Origin of the sequence: Enterobacter cloacae complex sp. ECL72 (assembly GCF_019056635.1) — a bacterium.
GTDB lineage: Bacteria > Pseudomonadota > Gammaproteobacteria > Enterobacterales > Enterobacteriaceae > Enterobacter > Enterobacter hormaechei_C.
Map to the genome: position 1 here is coordinate 1 of NZ_CP077659.1, position 17,890 is coordinate 17,890.

12 protein-coding genes and 9 pseudogenes are annotated in these 17,890 nt (G+C 57.1%); 17 read left to right on the plus strand and 4 right to left on the minus strand.

Annotation, left to right across the window (positions count from 1 at the left end; translation table 11 throughout):
* Nucleotides 1-2: 2 nt before the first annotated feature.
* Nucleotides 3-2,777: pseudogene (locus KTH07_RS00005) on the plus strand (translocation/assembly module TamB domain-containing protein); the annotation flags it as partial.
* Nucleotides 2,778-2,779: 2 nt separating this feature from the next.
* Nucleotides 2,780-3,123: pseudogene (locus KTH07_RS00010) on the plus strand (gamma-glutamylcyclotransferase).
* A gap of 139 nt (nucleotides 3,124-3,262) precedes the next feature.
* Here KTH07_RS00010 and ppa read toward each other — a convergent pair.
* Entirely contained in the window at nucleotides 3,263-3,805 is a 543-nt protein-coding gene (gene ppa / locus KTH07_RS00015) for an inorganic diphosphatase (protein WP_217310863.1), read from the minus strand.
* 305 nt (nucleotides 3,806-4,110) lie between these two features.
* Here ppa and ytfQ point away from each other — a divergent pair, with 305 nt between their 5' ends.
* From ytfQ to KTH07_RS00040, 8 genes and pseudogenes are all read left to right on the plus strand, one after another.
* Nucleotides 4,111-5,064, plus strand: coding sequence for a galactofuranose ABC transporter substrate-binding protein YtfQ (gene ytfQ / locus KTH07_RS00020; RefSeq protein ID WP_217310864.1), 954 nt, complete (start codon nucleotides 4,111-4,113; stop codon nucleotides 5,062-5,064).
* Between the two features lie 103 nt (nucleotides 5,065-5,167).
* Nucleotides 5,168-5,329, plus strand: a complete 162-nt coding sequence (locus tag KTH07_RS23545) for a hypothetical protein (RefSeq protein WP_371822067.1) — start codon at nucleotides 5,168-5,170, stop codon at nucleotides 5,327-5,329.
* 50 nt (nucleotides 5,330-5,379) lie between these two features.
* Complete coding sequence (locus KTH07_RS23550; RefSeq protein WP_371822136.1) at nucleotides 5,380-6,111, plus strand: ATP-binding cassette domain-containing protein; 732 nt, start codon at nucleotides 5,380-5,382, stop codon at nucleotides 6,109-6,111.
* A pseudogene (locus KTH07_RS23555) lies at nucleotides 6,111-6,377 on the plus strand (sugar ABC transporter ATP-binding protein); the annotation flags it as partial. The gene KTH07_RS23550 and the pseudogene KTH07_RS23555, both read left to right, overlap by 1 nt.
* Before the next feature lie 136 nt (nucleotides 6,378-6,513).
* Nucleotides 6,514-6,648 (plus strand): hypothetical protein, encoded by a 135-nt coding sequence (locus KTH07_RS23560; RefSeq protein WP_371822068.1) that lies wholly within the window; start codon nucleotides 6,514-6,516, stop codon nucleotides 6,646-6,648.
* A 10-nt stretch (nucleotides 6,649-6,658) separates the two neighbouring features.
* Nucleotides 6,659-7,679: pseudogene (gene ytfT, locus KTH07_RS00030) on the plus strand (galactofuranose ABC transporter, ATP-binding protein YtfT).
* A pseudogene (gene yjfF / locus KTH07_RS00035) lies at nucleotides 7,666-8,666 on the plus strand (galactofuranose ABC transporter, permease protein YjfF). Before ytfT ends, yjfF begins: the two co-directional pseudogenes overlap by 14 nt.
* Before the next feature lie 93 nt (nucleotides 8,667-8,759).
* Nucleotides 8,760-10,321 (plus strand): annotated as a pseudogene (locus KTH07_RS00040) (methyl-accepting chemotaxis protein).
* Between the two features lie 31 nt (nucleotides 10,322-10,352).
* Here the strand turns inward: KTH07_RS00040 and fbp are convergent.
* Nucleotides 10,353-11,349, minus strand: a pseudogene (fbp, locus tag KTH07_RS00045) (class 1 fructose-bisphosphatase).
* Nucleotides 11,350-11,528: 179 nt separating this feature from the next.
* Here fbp and mpl point away from each other — a divergent pair.
* Entirely contained in the window at nucleotides 11,529-12,902 is a 1,374-nt protein-coding gene (gene mpl, locus KTH07_RS00050) for a UDP-N-acetylmuramate:L-alanyl-gamma-D-glutamyl-meso-diaminopimelate ligase (RefSeq protein WP_017694649.1), read from the plus strand.
* A 104-nt stretch (nucleotides 12,903-13,006) separates the two neighbouring features.
* On the opposite strand, the gene yjgA is transcribed toward mpl, so the two are convergent.
* Complete coding sequence (gene yjgA / locus KTH07_RS00055; RefSeq protein ID WP_003856072.1) at nucleotides 13,007-13,558, minus strand: ribosome biogenesis factor YjgA; 552 nt, start codon at nucleotides 13,556-13,558, stop codon at nucleotides 13,007-13,009.
* A gap of 95 nt (nucleotides 13,559-13,653) precedes the next feature.
* Between yjgA and pmbA the strand changes: the two genes are divergently transcribed.
* Together pmbA and cybC are read left to right on the plus strand one after the other, a co-directional pair.
* On the plus strand, nucleotides 13,654-15,006 hold the full coding sequence (gene pmbA, locus KTH07_RS00060; protein WP_217310865.1) for a metalloprotease PmbA: 1,353 nt from the start codon (nucleotides 13,654-13,656) through the stop codon (nucleotides 15,004-15,006).
* A 43-nt stretch (nucleotides 15,007-15,049) separates the two neighbouring features.
* The gene (gene cybC / locus KTH07_RS00065; protein ID WP_217310860.1) at nucleotides 15,050-15,436 is read left to right on the plus strand and encodes a cytochrome b562; all 387 of its coding nucleotides are present in this window, start codon (nucleotides 15,050-15,052) and stop codon (nucleotides 15,434-15,436) included.
* Nucleotides 15,437-15,506: 70 nt separating this feature from the next.
* On the opposite strand, the gene KTH07_RS00070 is transcribed toward cybC, so the two are convergent.
* A complete protein-coding gene (locus KTH07_RS00070; RefSeq protein WP_017383916.1) occupies nucleotides 15,507-15,662 on the minus strand; it encodes a Hok/Gef family protein in 156 nt (51 codons plus the stop codon).
* Nucleotides 15,663-16,078: 416 nt separating this feature from the next.
* Here KTH07_RS00070 and KTH07_RS00075 point away from each other — a divergent pair, with 416 nt between their 5' ends.
* The 4 genes and pseudogenes from KTH07_RS00075 (at nucleotide 16,079) to KTH07_RS00090 (ending at nucleotide 17,887) form a co-directional block, all read left to right on the plus strand.
* Nucleotides 16,079-16,417 (plus strand): PRD domain-containing protein, encoded by a 339-nt coding sequence (locus KTH07_RS00075; protein ID WP_026080657.1) that lies wholly within the window; start codon nucleotides 16,079-16,081, stop codon nucleotides 16,415-16,417.
* Between the two features lie 10 nt (nucleotides 16,418-16,427).
* A pseudogene (locus KTH07_RS00080) lies at nucleotides 16,428-16,787 on the plus strand (SFCGS family glycine-rich protein).
* Between the two features lie 2 nt (nucleotides 16,788-16,789).
* Nucleotides 16,790-17,089 (plus strand): DUF4312 family protein, encoded by a 300-nt coding sequence (locus KTH07_RS00085; RefSeq protein ID WP_023302978.1) that lies wholly within the window; start codon nucleotides 16,790-16,792, stop codon nucleotides 17,087-17,089.
* A 22-nt stretch (nucleotides 17,090-17,111) separates the two neighbouring features.
* Nucleotides 17,112-17,887: pseudogene (locus tag KTH07_RS00090) on the plus strand (DUF4311 domain-containing protein).
* The last annotated feature ends 3 nt before the right edge of the window (nucleotides 17,888-17,890 follow it).

The window sequence follows — 17,890 nt, forward strand, 5'->3', positions numbered from 1 at the left end:
GACCGGTGGATATGGTGCTGCGCGGGCAAACCCAGCTGGCAGAGGCCGGTTTACCGCTCAACCTTGAGGTTGTCAGCAAGCAGCTTTACTGGCCGTTCACCGGCGAAAAACAGTTCCAGGCTGACGATCTGAAGCTGAAGCTGAGTGGCAAAATGACCGACTACACGCTGTCGTTCCGCACGGCAGTGAAGGGGCAGGGGGTACCGCCCGCCGATATTACCCTGGATGCGAAGGGTAACGAGTTGCAGGTTAACCTCGACAAGCTGACCGTGGCGGCGCTGGAAGGAAAAACCGAGCTGACCGCGCTGCTCGACTGGCAGCAGGCGATCAGCTGGCGCGGCGAGCTGAAGCTGACCGGGATCAACACCGCTAAAGAGGTCCCGGACTGGCCGTCAAAACTGGATGGCCTGATCAAAACCCGCGGTAGCCTGTACGGTGGCACCTGGCAGATGGACGTGCCGGAACTCAAGCTCACCGGCAACGTGAAGCAGAACAAAGTCAACGTAGAGGGCTCGCTTAAGGGCAACAGCTATCTCCAGTGGGTGATCCCGGGCCTGCACGTGGCGCTGGGTCGCAACACGGCGGATATCAAAGGCGAGCTGGGCGTGAAAGACCTCAATCTGGATGCCACCATCGACGCGCCAAATCTCGATAACGCCCTGCCGGGTCTTGGCGGCACGGCGAAGGGGTTAGTGAAGGTTCGCGGTACGGTGGAGGCGCCGCAGCTGCTGGCGGACATCACCGCCAATAACCTGCGCTGGCAGGAACTTTCTATTGCCCGCGTACGTGTCGAGGGAGACGTGAAATCCACCGATCAGATCGGCGGAAACCTGAATCTGCGCGTGGAGCGTATCTCTCAGCCGGACGTGAACATCAGTCTGGTCACGCTGGCGGCAAAAGGTAACGAAAAGCAGCACGATCTCCAGCTACGCGTGCAGGGCGAGCCGGTCTCCGGGCAGCTGCACCTGACGGGCAGTTTTGACCGCCAGGCGACGCGCTGGAAAGGCGTGCTGGATAACACCCGCTTCAGCACGCCGGTCGGCCCGCTGGTGCTGTCGCGGTCTGTCGCGCTGGATTACCGCAACGCGGAGCAAAAGATCAGCATTGGGCCACACTGCTGGACCAACCCGAATGCTGAGCTGTGCGTGCCGCAGACCATTGATGCAGGCGCGGAAGGACGCGCGCAGATCAACCTCAACCGTTTCGACCTGGCGATGCTGAAACCGTTTATGCCGGAAACCACCCAGGCCAGCGGGGTCTTCAGCGGTAAAGCGGACGTCGCGTGGGACACCACCAAAGAGGGACTGCCGCAGGGCAGCGTTACCCTCTCCGGGCGTAACGTGAAGGTGACGCAGGAGGTCAATGACGCGCCACTGCCGGTGGCGTTCGACACCCTGAATGTGAACGCTAACCTGCGTAACAATCGTGCGGAACTGGGATGGCTGATCCGCCTGACCAACAACGGTCAGTTTGACGGACAGGTGCAAATTACCGATCCGCAAGGGCGGCGCAATCTCGGCGGCAACGTCAATATTCGTAACTTCAACCTGGCGATGGTGAATCCGATCTTCTCGCGGGGAGAAAAGGCGGCGGGATGCTCAGCGCCAACCTGCGTCTGGCGGGGATGCGCAAAGCCCACAGCTGTTTGGCCAGATGCGGTTAAACGGTGTGGACATTGACGGTAACTTTATGCCGTTCGATATGCAGCCAAGCCAGCTGACGATGAACTTTAACGGCCAAAGCTCAACCCTCAGTGGCTCAGTGTTGACGCAGCAGGGACAAATCAACCTGAGCGGTGACGCAGACTGGAGCCAGCTCGACAACTGGCGCGCCCGTATTGCGGCCAAGGGCAGCAGGGTGCGTATCACGGTACCGCCGATGGTGCGCCTGGACGTGTCGCCAGACGTGGTCTTTGAGGCAACGCCGAGTCTCTTCACCCTGGACGGCCGTGTTGACGTACCGTGGGCGCGCATCGTGGTTCACGAGGTGCCGGAAAGCGCGGTTGGCGTCTCCAGTGACGAAGTTATGCTCAATGAAAATCTGAAACCTGTTGAACAGAAGAGCGCTGGCATACCGATCAATAGTAATCTTATCGTGCACGTGGGGAATAACGTGCGTTTGGACGCGTTTGGGCTAAAGGCGAGACTCACGGGTGACCTGAAAGTGGCGCAGGATCAACAGGGACTTGGCCTCAATGGACAAATCAATATTCCTGAAGGGCGCTTCCATGCCTACGGGCAGGATTTGATTGTGCGTAAAGGCGAGCTGCTGTTCTCCGGTCCACCGGATCAGCCGGTACTCAATATCGAAGCGATCCGTAACCCGGAAGCCACCGAAGATGATGTGATTGCAGGCGTGCGCGTGACGGGCTCCGCCGATGAACCTAAGGCGAGATCTTCTCTGACCCGGCCATGTCGCAACAGGAAGCGCTCTCTTACCTGCTGCGCGGCCAGGTCTGGATAGCCAACAGGGCGATGGTGCGGCAATGACATCAATGTTAGTTGGTCTGGGGGTTGCACAAAGTGGTCAGGTTGTGGGTAAAATCGGCGAGACGTTTGGCGTAAGCAATCTGGCGCTGGACACTCAGGGCGTGGGTGACTCTTCGCAGGTAGTGGTCAGCGGCTATGTACTGCCGGGTCTACAGGTAAAATATGGCGGGGATCTTTGACTCACTGGCTACACTCACGTTACGTTATCGCCTGATGCCTAAGCTATATCTGGAAGCAGTGTCCGGCGTAGACCAGGCACTTGATCTGCTCTATCAGTTTGAGTTTTAGCAATGCGAATATTTGTTTACGGCAGTTTACGAACCAGGCAAGGCAACAGCCACTGGATGACCAACGCCCAGTTGCTGGGAAATTACACAATCGAAAACTACCAGTTGTACAGTCTGGGCCACTATCCAGGCGCGGTTCCGGGGAACGGAACGGTACAGGGTGAGGTTTATCGTATTGATAATGCCACGCTGGCCGAACTTGATGCCTTGCGCACCAGGGCGGTGAATACGCTCGCCAGTTGATCCAGACGCCTTACGGCAGTGCATGGATGTACGTGTACCAACGTTCGGTCGACGGGTTAACGTTGATTGAAAGCGGTAACTGGTTAGACAGAGACCAGTTCTGAAAACGACAACGCCACCGTAAGGTGGCGTTGTCGTTTTGCGCCGTAGGCCCGTGCAAGCGTAGCGCCGCCGGGCGATACCTCAATCGCACGGGTTACCTGGAGCGACAGGCACAAAAGCCCCGACGCGCGGGGCTTAGTCTCAACAGTAAGAATTACTTCTAGCAGCACGTTCGAAAGAGGCGATGATTTCTGCTTTCGCCGCTTCTGCGTTATCCCAGCCTTCAACTTTAACCCATTTGCCTTTTTCGAGATCTTTGTAGTGCTCGAAGAAGTGGGCGATCTGCGCTTTCAGCAGCTCTGGCAGGTCGTTCACATCTTTAATGTGATCGTACTCTTTGCTCAGCTTGGTGTGCGGTACGGCAACCAGTTTCGCATCTTCACCCGCTTCGTCAGTCATTTTCAGCACGCCAACAGGACGGCAGCGAATGACGGAGCCTGGCTGCAATGGATATGGCGTTGGGACCAGTACGTCAACCGGGTCACCGTCCAGAGACAGAGTGTGGTTGATGTAGCCGTAGTTGCACGGATAGAACATGGCGGTAGACATGAAACGGTCAACGAACAGCGCACCGGTGTCTTTGTCGATTTCGTATTTGATTGGATCTGCGTTGGCCGGGATTTCGATCACAACGTAGATGTCTTCTGGCAGTTCTTTACCCGCAGGGACGTTGAGTAAGCTCATGTCGGTGTCCTTTAAAATGGATGGTAAACAAGTGGCAGGTATTATAGCCAACTGGCGCTGAAAGTCTCCGCCTGTTTTCGTCTCTCCTCGCGCCTTCACTTTTCAGACCGTTTCCATGACAGGATAATCCATAAACTCAGCCGCATTTTAAATGTTGAAATGAAAGCGATTACAAACTTGTGATTAACGTTTTATTCACTTTTCTGAAGTGTGATGTAACGCAATCCGTAACATATTCCATTGGCTATAGTTCATCCGCGGAACATCTTTTAACCAACAATAACCTACCCTACGAGGACGTTCATATGTGGAAGCGCTTACTTCTTGTTACAGCAGTTTCGGCAGCCATGTCGTCTATGGCGATGGCCGCACCCTTAACCGTTGGATTTTCGCAGGTCGGATCTGAATCTGGCTGGCGCGCCGCTGAAACGAATGTGGCGAAAAGTGAGGCCGAAAAGCGCGGTATTACGCTGAAAATCGCCGATGGTCAGCAAAAGCAAGAGAACCAGATTAAAGCGGTGCGCTCGTTTATCGCTCAGGGCGTGGATGCCATCTTTATTGCCCCGGTTGTCGCCACGGGCTGGGAGCCGGTACTGAAGGAAGCCAAAGATGCTGAAATTCCGGTCTTCCTGCTCGACCGTTCCATCGACGTAAAGACAAATCTCTATATGACCACCGTCACCGCCGATAACGTGCTGGAAGGCAAACTGATTGGTGACTGGCTGGTGAAGCAGGTGGATGGCAAGCCGTGTAACGTGGTTGAGTTGCAGGGCACCGTCGGGGCGAGCGTGGCTATCGACCGTAAGAAAGGTTTCGCGGAGGCCATCGCTAAAGCATCAAACATCAAAATCATCCGTTCTCAGTCCGGCGACTTCACCCGCAGCAAGGGTAAAGAGGTCATGGAAAGCTTCATCAAGGCAGAAAATAACGGCAAAAATATCTGCATGGTTTACGCCCACAACGACGACATGGTGATCGGCGCCATCCAGGCCATCAAAGAAGCGGGCCTGAAGCCGGGCAAAGATATCCTCACCGGCTCGATCGACGGCGTACCGGACATCTACAAAGCGATGATTGACGGCGAAGCGAACGCCAGCGTGGAGCTGACGCCAAATATGGCGGGCCCGGCATTCGATGCGCTGGAGAAATTCAAGAAAGACGGCACCCAGCCTGAGAAGTTGACCATCACCAAATCCACGCTCTACCTGCCGGACACGGCGAAAGAAGAGTTAGAGAAGAAGAAAAATATGGGCTACTGATCCAGTGAAATTGCCGGGTGGCGCTGCGCTTACCCGGCCTACGATACGCTCTTTTGTAGGCCGGATAAGCGTAGCGTCATCCGGCCTGATGCAGGGGGAAACCATGACCACCGAACAACACCAGGAAATCCTCCGCACAGAGGGCCTGAGTAAATTTTTCCCTGGCGTTAAGGCGCTGGATAACGTTGATTTCAGCCTGCGGCGTGGGAGATCATGGCGTTGCTCGGCGAAAACGGGGGGGAAGTCGACGCTGATTAAACCCTGACCGGGGTCTATCACGCCGATCGCGGCGCTATCTGGCTGGAAGGTAACGCCATTTCGCCCAAAAACACCGCGCATGCCCAGCAACTGGGGATCGGCACGGTCTACCAGGAAGTGAACCTGCTGCCAAACATGTCGGTAGCGGATAACCTGTTTATTGGCCGCGAACCCAGACGTTTTGGCCTGCTGCGCCGCAAAGAGATGGAAGCGCGCGCCGCGAAGCTGATGGAATCGTATGGCTTCTCTCGACGTGCGCGAACCGCTGAACCGTTTTCCGTAGCGATGCAGCAAATCGTCGCGATCTGTCGCGCTATCGATCTCTCGGCGAAAGTGCTGATCCTCGATGAACCCACCGCCAGCCTCGATACCCAGGAAGTGGAGATGCTTTTTACCCTGATGCGCCAGCTGCGTAATCAGGGCGTCAGCCTGATTTTCGTGACGCATTTCCTCGATCAGGTTTACGAGGTGAGCGACCGTATAACGGTGCTGCGCAACGGCAGCTTTGTCGGCTGCCGGGAAACCCGCGAGCTGCCGCAGATAGAGCTGGTCAAAATGATGCTGGGCCGCGAGCTCGAGACCAACGCGCTTCAGCGCGCGGGCCGTACGCTGCTGAGCGAAAAACCGATCGCCGCGTTTCACGATTACGGCAAAGGGACCATCGCGCCGTTTAACCTCGAGGTACGCCCCGGTGAAATTGTGGGTCTGGCGGGGCTGTTAGGCTCCGGGCGCACCGAAACCGCCGAAGTCATCTTCGGGATCAAACTGCCGACAGCGGAACGGCGCTGATCAAAGGCAAACCACAAACGCTACGTTCACCGCATCAGCCTCGGCGTGGGCTTCTGCCCGGAGGACAGGAAAACGGACGGGATTATTGCCGCCGCCTCGGTGCGGGAAAACATCATTCTGGCGCTACAGGCCCAGCGCGGCTGGCTGCGTCCGATCCTAAGCGCGAGCAGAACGCGATTGCCGAGCGCTTCATCCGCCAGCTCGGTATACGTACCCCGAGCGCGGAACAGCCCATCGAGTTCCTCTCGGGCGGTAACCAGCAGAAGGTTCTCCTCTCGCGCTGGCTGCTCACCAAACCGCAATTCCTGATCCTCGACGAGCCCACGCGCGGTATCGACGGGCGCGCACGCCGAAATCATCCGGCTTATCGAAACGCTCTGCGCCGACGGTCTGGCGCTGCTGGTGATCTCGTCCGAGCTGGAGGAGCTGGTCGGCTATGCCGATCGCGTCATCATCATGCGCGATCGCAGGCAGGTGGCAGAGATCCCGCTGGATAAACTGTCGGTACCGGCGATCGCGAATGCCATCGCGGCGTAAGGAGTCAAATGTGATGTCCCGTTCTCTTTCGCAAACTGGCGAAGCGAAGCGCCGCTTCACCTGGCCGACCGGCACGCCGCAAATCGCGGCTGCTGCTGGTGCTGCTGGTGGATAGCCTGGTGGCTCCGCATTTTTCCAGATCGTCGTGCAGGATGGCCGCCTGTTTGGTAGCCCGATCGACATCTTAAACCGTGCCGCGCCAGTGGCGCTGCTGGCGATTGGTATGACGCTGGTCATTGCCACCGGCGGGATCGACCTCTCCGTCGGTGCGGTAATGGCGATTGCGGGCGCCACCGCCGCCTCGATGACCGTCGCCGGGCACAGCCTGCCGGTGGTTCTGCTGGCCGCGCTGGGCTCCGGTGTATTAGCCGGGCTATGGAACGGCATTCTGGTCGCAGTGCTCAAGATCCAGCCGTTTGTCGCGACGTTGATTTTGATGGTGGCCGGGCGCGGTGTGGCGCAGCTTATCACCTCCGGTCAAATCGTCACCTTTAACTCCCGAGCCTGGCGTGGATCGGCAGCGGTAATTTTCTGTTCTTCCCGACGCCGGTGATCGTCGCGCTGGTGACGCTGGTGGTGTTCTGGCTTTTCACCCGCAAAACGGCGCTCGGGATGTTCATCGAAGCGGTGGGGATTAACATTCGGGCCGCGAAAAACGCCGGGGTAAATACGCGGCTGATGGTGATGCTGACTTACGTGCTGAGCGGCGTCTGTGCTGCGATTGCCGGGGTGATCGTGGCCGCCGATATTCGCGGAGCGGATGCCAATAACGCCGGACTCTGGCTCGAGCTGGATGCGATCCTCGCGGTGGTTATCGGCGGTGGATCGCTGATGGGCGGACGTTTTAATCTGCTGCTCTCGGTGGTGGGGCGTTGATTATTCAGGGTATGAATACCGGTATTTTGCTCTCCGGGTTCCAGCCGGAGCTGAATCAGGTCGTCAAAGCGGTCGTGGTGCTTATCGTACTTATCGTGCAGTCGCCGCGCTTTATCACTCTCATTAAGGGGAACCGCGGTCATGATAAAACGTAATTTGCCGTTAATGATCACGCTGGGTGTGTTCGTGCTGGGATACCTTTACTGCCTGACCCAGTTCCCGGGCTTCGCCTCCACGCGGGTGATTTGCAACATTCTGACCGACAACGCCTTTTAGGCATTATCGCCGTCGGTATGACGTTTGTGATCCTCTCCGGCGGGATCGATCTCTCCGTTGGGTCGGTGATCGCCTTTACCGGCGTGTTCCTTGCCAAGGCGATTGGCTTTTGGGGGATTTCGCCGCTGCTGGCTTTTCCGCTGGTGCTGGTTATGGGCTGCGCGTTCGGCGCCTTTATGGGGCTTTTGATCGATGCGCTGAAAATCCCGGCGTTTATCATCACCCTCGCCGGGATGTTCTTCCTGCGCGGCGTGAGCTATCTGGTGTCGGAGGAGTCAATTCCAATTAACCACCCGATCTACGACACGCTCTCCAGCCTGGCGTGGAAAATCCCCGGCGGGGGACGCCTGAGCGCAATGGGGCTGCTGATGCTGGGCGTGGTGGTGATCGGGATCTTCCTCGCCCACCGTACCCGGTTTGGTAACCAGGTTTATGCCATTGGCGGCAGCGCCACGTCCGCGAACCTGATGGGAATTTCCACGCGCAGCACCACTATCCGCATCTACATGCTTTCGACCGGGCTGGCCACGCTCGCGGGGATTGTCTTCTCGGTTTATACCCAGGCAGGCTATGCCCTGGCGGGGGTGGGCGTTGAGCTGGATGCCATTGCCTCGGTGGTGATTGGCGGTACGCTGCTCAGTGGCGGAGTGGGGACGGTGCTCGGCACGCTATTTGGCGTGGCGATCCAGGGGCTGATTCAGACCTATATCAACTTCGACGGCACGCTCAGCTCCTGGTGGACCAAAATCGCCATCGGCATTCTGCTGTTTATTTTCATCGCGCTTCAGCGCGGCCTGACGGTGCTGTGGGAGAACCGCCAGAGCTCGCCTGTTACCCGGGTGAATACCTCTGTAACAGGGCGATAACATGCTGAAATTGCTTAAACTCTAAACATTTTCCGGTAGCGGCCGATACTCTTTTTTTATGCCCAGAAATATCTCGCTACCGGAAATAACATCATGCTTAAAACGCTATCGATTCGTACCGGCTTGCTCTCTTTACTGGCCGTTATGACCCTTCTGCTGCTGATTGTCAGCGGCATCGGCATTTATGCCCTTACACAAAGTTCCGCTTCTCTCCAGCGCATCAATCATCTTCAGGGTGAACAGATGGTGCAGCTGAATGCCGGCTATACGCTGATCCTGCGCGCGCGTAACGAAGGGGCAGGCCGTCCGCATGATGGAGGTCGGCCTGCTGGACGATGCGGTCAGGGCGGTCAAAACCATTAACCAGAAGTGGCGCTGGCACAGAAAACGCTGAAGGACGTGATCGGCAGCGGCGTGGCGGATGAGCAGGGGCAAATGCTTCTGGATAACGTCGCCGCGAGCCTGGCGGTGTACAACCAGCAGGGCATCAGCCCGATGCTGAAAGCCCTGAACGAGCAAAGCGCGGACAGCTATTACGATCTGCTGGAAAACAAGCTGGTCCCGGTGGCGAAGCAGTTTGATAACGATATGCAGGCGTTCAGGCATGGAGCGAGGCGCGCGGTAAAGCGGAGGTGAGCGCCGTGCAGGCGAGTAAAACCCGCGTGCTGATCCTGATTATCGTCGCGGCGCTGCTGACGGCTGGCATTATCGTGCTGGCCTGGCTGGTGCTGCGCCATATGCTGCTCGCCGCTTTCAGCCTCGATTGCCCAGCTGGAACATGTGGCGGCCGGGGATTTAACCCATACCCTGAACGCGCCGGCGAGCCAGGAATTTAATCGCCTTAACGCGGCGATCGAAGGGATGCGCCAGTCGCTGATGGACTCGGTTCTGCGGGTGCGTGACGCCAGCTCGCAGATTGATACCGGCAGCCGCGAGCTGACGGCCGGGAATATGAACCTGGCCCAGCGCACGGAATCCACCGCCACCTCGCTGGAGCAGACGGCCGCCAGCATGGAAGAGATCACCGCCACGGTGAAACTTAACGCCGATAACGCCGAGCAGGCGCACCAGCTGGCGAAGTCGGTCTCCGATACCGCCGATCACGGCAGTGAAATGGTCTGTTATGTCATTGAGAAGATGCGCGACATCTCCGGCAGCTCGGCGCGCATCGCCGATATCCTGAGCGTCATCGACGGCATTGCCTTCCAGACCAATATTCTGGCGCTGAACGCCTCCGTTGAAGCGCGCGTGCGGGTGAGCAGGGGCGAGGTTTTGCGGTCGTGGCGGGTGAGGTGCGTAATCTCGCCAGCCGCAGTGCTGATGCGGCGAAAGAGATCCGCTCGCTTATCAGCGATTCGCAAACCCACGTGAACGAGGGCAGCGAGCTGGCGCAGCAGGCCGGTGAGACGATGGACGAGATCGCTACCGAAGTGCTGCGTATGACCAAACTGATGCGTGAAATTGCGACGGCGTCCCAGGAGCAGAGCCGCGGTATTGAGCAGGTGAATATCGCCGTCAATCAGATGGATGAAACGGCGCAGCAAAATGCGGCGCTGGTCCAGCAATCATCTGCGGCAACTCGTTCCCTGGAGGAACAGTCGCGCGAGCTGATGGAAGCGATGGCCTCCTTCAAGCTGACGATGCAAACGGCCTGAAAAGGGAGCCTGCCTGGCTCCTTTTCGTGCGTTACGCGTCCGGGAATTCGCGGATCATGCGTTCAACGTCATCCACCATATGGCGGTTGCCGACGAAGAATGAACGGCGCTGGTGCAGGCTTTCCGGCACGATATCCAGAATACGCTCTTTACCGTCGCTCGCCTTGCCGCCTGCCTGTTCGGCCAGGAACGCCATCGGGTTGCACTCGTACAGCAGACGCAGTTTTCCGTCCGGGTGGCTGGCGGTGCTTGGGTAGAGGTAAATACCGCCCTTCAGCAGGTTACGGTGGAAATCCGCCACCAGCGAGCCGATGTAACGCGAGGTGTATGGGCGCTGGGTGGCTTTATCCTCTTCCTGGCAGAATTTGATGTACTTCTTCACGCCGTTCGGGAATTTGATGTAGGCCTTCGTTGATGGAGTAGGTGTTGCCCTTCTCCGGGAAGCGCATACGCTCCTGGCACAGGCAGAACACGCCCAGGGACGGATCGTAGGTAAAGGCGTGTACGCCGCAGCCGGTGGTGTACACCAGCATGGTGGACGAGCCATACACCACATAACCGGCAGCAACCTGTTTACTGCCCGGTTGCAGGAAGTCTTCTTCCGTCACCGGTGTGCCAACCGGCGTGACGCGACGGTAGATGGAGAAAATGGTACCGACAGAAACGTTAACGTCGATGTTGGAGGAGCCGTCCAGCGGATCCATCAGAACAACGTATTTCGCGTGTTCACACCCTTCGAATACGACGATCTCATCTTCTTCTTCAGAGGCGATACCCGCAACGATGTCGCGCGCGCGCAGTGCAGCTTTCAGTTTTTCATTGGCGAACAGGTCGAGTTTCTGCTGAACCTCACCCTGAACGTTCTCGGCACCGCTGGCACCCAGGATATCGACCAGACCGGCCTTGTTGATATCGCGGTGGATGATCTTAGCGCCCAGCTTTATTGCCGACAGCAAAGCAGTGAGCTCACCCGTAGCATGAGAGAACTCGTGCTGCTTCTCGACAATAAATTCACCTAACGTTTTCATAACACTTTCCCTGCATCTTATGTTGAGTAAAGCGGTTGATGTCCAACAATCTTAACAAACATTCAAATATTAGCGCAGAGGTGAATCGCGCCAGCAAAATACGGATTTACCTGAAATGCGTTTCACAGCCGCTGACATGTGAGTAAAATGTGCGCCACATTGAAGAAGGATAGTGACGTATGCGCATTCATATATTGGGGATTTGTGGCACTTTCATGGGCGGACTGGCAATGCTGGCGCGCTCGCTGGGCCATGAAGTGACAGGTTCGGACGCCAATGTGTATCCGCCGATGAGCACGCTGCTCGAGAAGCAGGGAATTTCTCTGATTCAGGGATATGACGCCAGCCAGCTGGAGCCGCAGCCGGATCTGGTGATCGTGGGTAACGCCATGACCCGTGGGAATCCATGCGTTGAAGCGGTGCTGGAACGCAATATCCCGTACATGTCTGGCCCGCAGTGGCTGCATGATTTTGTCCTGCGCGACCGCTGGGTTGTCGCCGTTGCCGGGACGCACGGCAAAACCACCACCGCCGGTATGGCGACCTGGATCCTCGAAGCCTGCGGCTACAAGCCGGGCTTCGTGATCGGCGGCGTACCGGGGAATTTCGACGTCTCCGCGCGTCTGGGCGACAGCCCGTTCTTTGTGATTGAAGCGGATGAATACGACTGCGCGTTCTTCGACAAGCGCTCCAAGTTCGTGCATTACTGCCCACGCACGCTGATCCTCAACAACCTTGAGTTCGATCACGCGGATATCTTTGACGACCTGAAAGCGATTCAGAAACAGTTCCACCATCTGGTGCGCATTGTTCCGGGTCAGGGCCGCATTATCCTGCCGGAGAACGACATCAACCTGAAGCAGACTATGGCGATGGGGTGCTGGAGCGAGCAGGAGCTGGTTGGCGAGCAGGGGCACTGGCAGGCGAAAAAGCTCAACGCGGATGCCTCCGAATGGGAAGTGCTGCTCGACGGTGAGAAAGTGGGCGAGGTGAAGTGGGGCCTGGTGGGCGAGCACAACATGCACAACGGCCTGATGGCGATCGCCGCGGCGCGTCACGTGGGCGTACTGCCTGCGGATGCCGCCAATGCGCTGGGCTCGTTTATCAACGCCCGTCGCCGTCTGGAGCTGCGCGGTGAAGCCCACGGCGTTACCGTTTATGACGATTTCGCGCACCACCCAACGGCCATTCTGGCGACGCTTGCCGCATTGCGTGGCAAAGTTGGCGGCACCGCGCGCATTCTGGCCGTGCTGGAACCGCGTTCGAACACCATGAAAATGGGTATTTGCAAAGACGATCTCGCACCGTCCTTAGGGCGTGCCGACGAGGTCTTCCTGCTGCAACCGCAGCATATTCCGTGGCAGGTGGCCGAAGTGGCAGACGCCTGCATTCAGCCGGCGCACTGGAGTGCGGACGTGGATGTCTTAGCGGATATGGTGGTGAAAGCCGCACAGCCTGGCGATCACATTCTGGTGATGAGCAACGGTGGGTTTGGTGGGATCCATCAGAAGCTGCTGGACGGTCTGGCGAAGAAAGCCGCGGCCGCAGAGTAAAAAAAGCCCGGTGGCGCTAGCGCTTACCGGGCCTACATTTTTTCGCACGACCTTGTAGGCCGGATAAGGCGTTTACGCCGCCATCCGGCGCAAACCCGCACAGATTACTCTTCGTTCTCAGACAGCTCGCGCAGATACTGGAAAATCAGGCGCGCAGACTTCGGGGGCTTATTCCCTTCTTTCTCTTTCTTCGCGTTGCGGATCAGCGATCGCAGCTGCTGGCGGTCGGCATTCGGCCACAGGTTCAGCACTTCAGGTACCGCGTCATCACCCTGCTCGATCAAACGATCGCGGATCTGCTCCAGCTTATGGAACAGCGCAACCTGCTGGTTGTGGCGGTTTTTCAGTTTGTCCAGCGCCTGACGGATCGGCTCCACGTCGCGCTGACGCAGCAGTTTACCGATAAGCTGAAGCTGGCGGCGACGCCCTTCTTTCTTGATTTTCTGTGCCAGTTCAATGGCATCACGCAGATCCTGGTCGAGCGGGATCTTATCCAGCGCGTTTTTACCCAGTTCTACCATTTCTGCGCCAAGCTGTTTTAACTCTTCGGCGTCACGTTTAATTTCACTTTTACTGACCCAGATGATCTCATCATCTTCGTCTTCGATGTCATCACCGGGAACGTCGTCGAGCCAGTCTTCGGGCTGCTTAGTCATGTCAGGCTCCTTAAAAAAAGAGGCTAATGTTACCAGTTAAGACGCGCACTGAAAAACGGTTCTCTGTTAGACTTCACTTAACTCTCTCTTACAGTATGGCATTTGCGATGAAAGTAACCTCACAAGTTGAAGCGCAGCGTAAGATCCTGGAAGAAGCCGTCTCCACCGCGCTGACGCTCGCTTCAGGTAAATCAGATGGCGCCGAAGTGGCGGTCAGCAAAACCACCGGCATTAGCGTGAGCACCCGCTATGGCGAAGTGGAGAATGTAGAATTTAACAGCGATGGCGCGCTGGGGATCACGGTGTATCACCAGAATCGTAAAGGCAGCGCGTCGTCTACCGATCTGAGCCCGGATGCCATCGCCCGTACGGTGCAGGCGGCGCTGGATATCGCGCGTTACACCTCCCCGGACCCTTACGCTGGCGTGGCCGATAAAGAGCTGCTGGCGTTTGACGCGCCGGATCTCGATCTGTTCCATCCCGCGGAAGTGACGCCGGATGAAGCCATTGAGCTGGCCGCGCGAGCCGAGCAGGCCTCTTTGCAGGCTGACAAACGCATCACCAATACCGAAGGCGGCAGCTTTAACAGCCACTACGGCATTAAAGTGTTTGGTAACTCCCATGGCATGTTGCAGGGGTACTGCTCAACCCGCCACTCGCTTTCCAGCTGCGTCATCGCCGAAGAAAACGGCGATATGGAGCGTGATTACGCGTATACCATTGGCCGCGCGCTGGGAGATTTGCAGTCTCCGGAGTGGGTGGGAAAAGCGTGCGCCGAACGCACGCTGTCACGCCTTTCGCCGCGTAAACTCTCCACCATGAAAGCGCCGGTCATTTTTGCCAACGAAGTGGCAACCGGCCTGTTTGGTCATCTGGTGGGAGCGATTGCGGGCGGTTCGGTGTACCGTAAATCGACCTTCCTGCTCGACTCGCTGGGCAAGCAGATCCTGCCGGAATGGCTGACCATCGAAGAGCACCCACACCTGCTGAAAGGGCTGGCCTCTACGCCGTTCGACAGCGAAGGCGTGCGCACGGAACGTCGTGATATCGTGAAAGACGGCATTCTGACCCAGTGGCTGCTGACCAACTACTCCGCGCGTAAGCTGGGGCTGAAAAGCACCGGGCACGCGGGCGGCATTCATAACTGGCGCATTGCCGGACAGGGCCTGAATTTTGAACAGATGCTGAAAGAGATGGGCACCGGCCTGGTGGTCACCGAGCTGATGGGGCAGGGCGTGAGCGGTATTACCGGCGACGACTCTCGCGGTGCAGCGGGCTTCTGGGTCGAAAACGGTGAAATTCAGTATCCGGTGAGCGAAATCACCATCGCCGGCAACCTGAAGGACATGTGGCGCAATATTGTTACGGTCGGTAACGATATTGAAACACGCAGCAATATTCAGTGTGGTTCTGTATTACTGCCGGAGATGAAAATCGCCGGGCAATAATCCCCGTAAAAGATTGATTAATAATAAAAAAAGGAAGTGAGCAATGCGTAAACACCTGTTAGCGATCGTCGCGGCTTCAACGCTGGTTCTTGGCCCGTCTGCGTTTGCTGCCGATCTCGAAGACAACATGGACATCCTCAGTGAAAACCTGAAGGTGGTGCAGAAAACGGACAATGCGGCGGACATGAAAGACGCATTGACTAAAATGCGTGAAGCCGCGCTGGATGCGCAAAAAGCGACGCCGCCGAAGCTGGAAAGCAAAGCGGCAGACAGCGCCGAGATGAAAGACTACCGCCACGGTTTTGACGTGCTGGTCGGCCAGATTGACGGCGCGCTGAAGCTGGCGAACGAAGGCAAAGTGAAAGAAGCCCAGGCGGCAGCCGATCAGTTTGTCGCGACCCGCAACACGTACCACAAAAAGTATCGTTAATTGGGTGCCTGAGCTGTACGTCCTCTCCCCGTATGCGGAGGCGCATTATGCGCCCCCGCATCGTTGCTCCCTACTTGCCGGAGCGACAATCCATCCGCGCTGTCACTTCAAGCGAGCCGTTACGAAAACGGATCTCGCACAGTGTTTTCCTCGTCACCAGCGTTAAGATGATTATTGTCAAAGAAATAATCATCAAAACCCCGATACTTGGGTTTCTGCGTTTCATGGATGCCTCCTTGCTTTAAAGCGGGCGAGGTAGCGAACTCCACGGTGTGACGTGTCGTTTCGAGCCCCCGCCCTGATTTTTTATCAGGCGGGGCTTCCCACTTTCCGTCCCATGCCTGAGACGGTCAGTCTCAAGCACCCGCCGCCACTCTAGCGGATCCCCATAAGAAAACCTTATCCACGTCACATTTCTACGAGCCTGCTCGTAATCTTTTCCACTCCGCTTACCAGTCTAATGCCGCGTAATAGCGTGATATTCATCACGTAAATCCAGCGATTTATACAGATTCACCGCATTTATGTGGCACAGATCACTGCCGCTGCTCGCCTTTCCACTTCGAAGTGGAAAACAACTCGCTACAAACAATTCCCCCTCGACGTTAGTTTTATTCCAGAGCCATTAACGGGGTAAGACGAGTGATTAACGGAGCGGTAATGAACGACGTTGGGGAACAGGCGGTGCAAACAGAACAGCTCGCGAACACCATGCTTCAGCAGGTCTACGCCCTGCTGGCCCGGCACAACATCATTCCCAACGCGGTACAGGAGCAGATGCTGACCTCCCACGTTCGCGCAATGGCGCACCGGTCCGTGACCGGCGAGCCGCTGCCGGAGGTTGAAGCAGAGCTGTTCGACGAAATTTCACCAGATTCAATGCAACTCGCCCGTGAAGTGGTAGCGCAGTTCGGCAACCTTCCTGATGAAGAGGCCTGGCTGCTCTCCGTTCACTTCGAAGTCGCGAAAGACAACCTTTAAGGAGCAACACATGGAACAGATTACAGTCGTGATTGGCGATCGCCTGGTAAAGGTCAGAAAGTGGCTGCGGGTGTGGAAAAAGCCGGCGGACGCGCGGTTGTCGTACCGGGCATGGCAGCGGATATGAAGCTCGGTGACGTGATGAAAGCAGAAAACGCCACCTTCGGGATCTCCTTCTGCGGCAGCGGCGGCGCGGGCGCCATCACCGCTCAGACCAAATATGGCTACAAGGCCAAATACGGCATGCGCTCCGTGGATGAGGGTGACCGCCATCAACGAAGGCTGCAACGTGCTGGGCTTTGGCTTTATGGATAAAGAAGAGCTGGGCGAGCGTCTGGTACAGGCGTGGCAGAAGAAATACGGCGCGTAAGCATGAAAGAACAGTTCACAACCACGGTGAGAGTGAAGGGGAAGGGCGACGCCAAAGCGCGCGCCTTTGCCGACGCCCTCAACCACGTTCAGGCTGCGGTGATGAAAGCCTCACCGCATATCTTACTGCGTATTGAGCCACAGGATGTGCAGGTTGTTCAGGCGCAAGAAGCGGTGCGAAAAGAAGCGTTTCTGTTCTTCTTTTTGCGCCGGGAAAGACGCACCTACAGCGTGGAGCTGGATGTGACCGTCAACGTGACCGCCATCAATCTCGACCAGGTGGAGTTCGTCACGCAACGCTGATTATTCATAAAAGGGCAGACTGATGTTCTTAATTATATTAATAAAATCGCTCATCATTGGCGGCCTGGTTGGCGTCGGTGTTGGCGCCGGGGCTGCACGCATGTTTCATGCGCCTACCACTCAGGGTATGGGCGCGTTTCGTACGTTGGGGGAACTGAACTCCTGCGAAGGGGATCCGGCGTCCCACTTCTCCTTTGGGTTAGGTTTCTTCTTTAACGCCTGGCCTCTTCCGTGGCCGCAGGTGCCTTCACACAGGACGTTGACCACCGCATCATCCCGAACTGGGGTGCTGCTGCACTGATGATTAAAAACCGTAACGTCGGTGAAACGCTGCATGACCCGCGCAAAATGGCGATTGCCTGCGGCATCATCGGCATGATTGTTGTGACCTTCCTTAACCTGACCGCCTCCTCCGTTCCGGCAGCGCTTCAGGTGACCGCCGTGAAGGTGCTGGTACCGGCGGCGAACCTGCTGGTCAACACCGTGATGCCGGTGATCTTCTGGCTGGCGGCCATCGACGCGGGTAAAAAATCGGGCTTCTGGGCCACCATCTTTGGCGGCGCGGCACAGCTGATCATGGGTAACGCCGTACCGGGTCTGGTACTGGGTATTCTGATTGGTAAAGGTGTTGAAGAGAGTGGCTGGAACCACGTCACCAAAGTGATGATGGCGGCGATCGTTCTGCTCTTCGTGCTGAGCGGCTTCTTCCGCGGCTTCGACATGAAGATGATCGAATCCTTCCATCTGACCGTGCCGAACTGGCTCGACATGATCCACAACTCGCTCAGCGGTAAATAACAG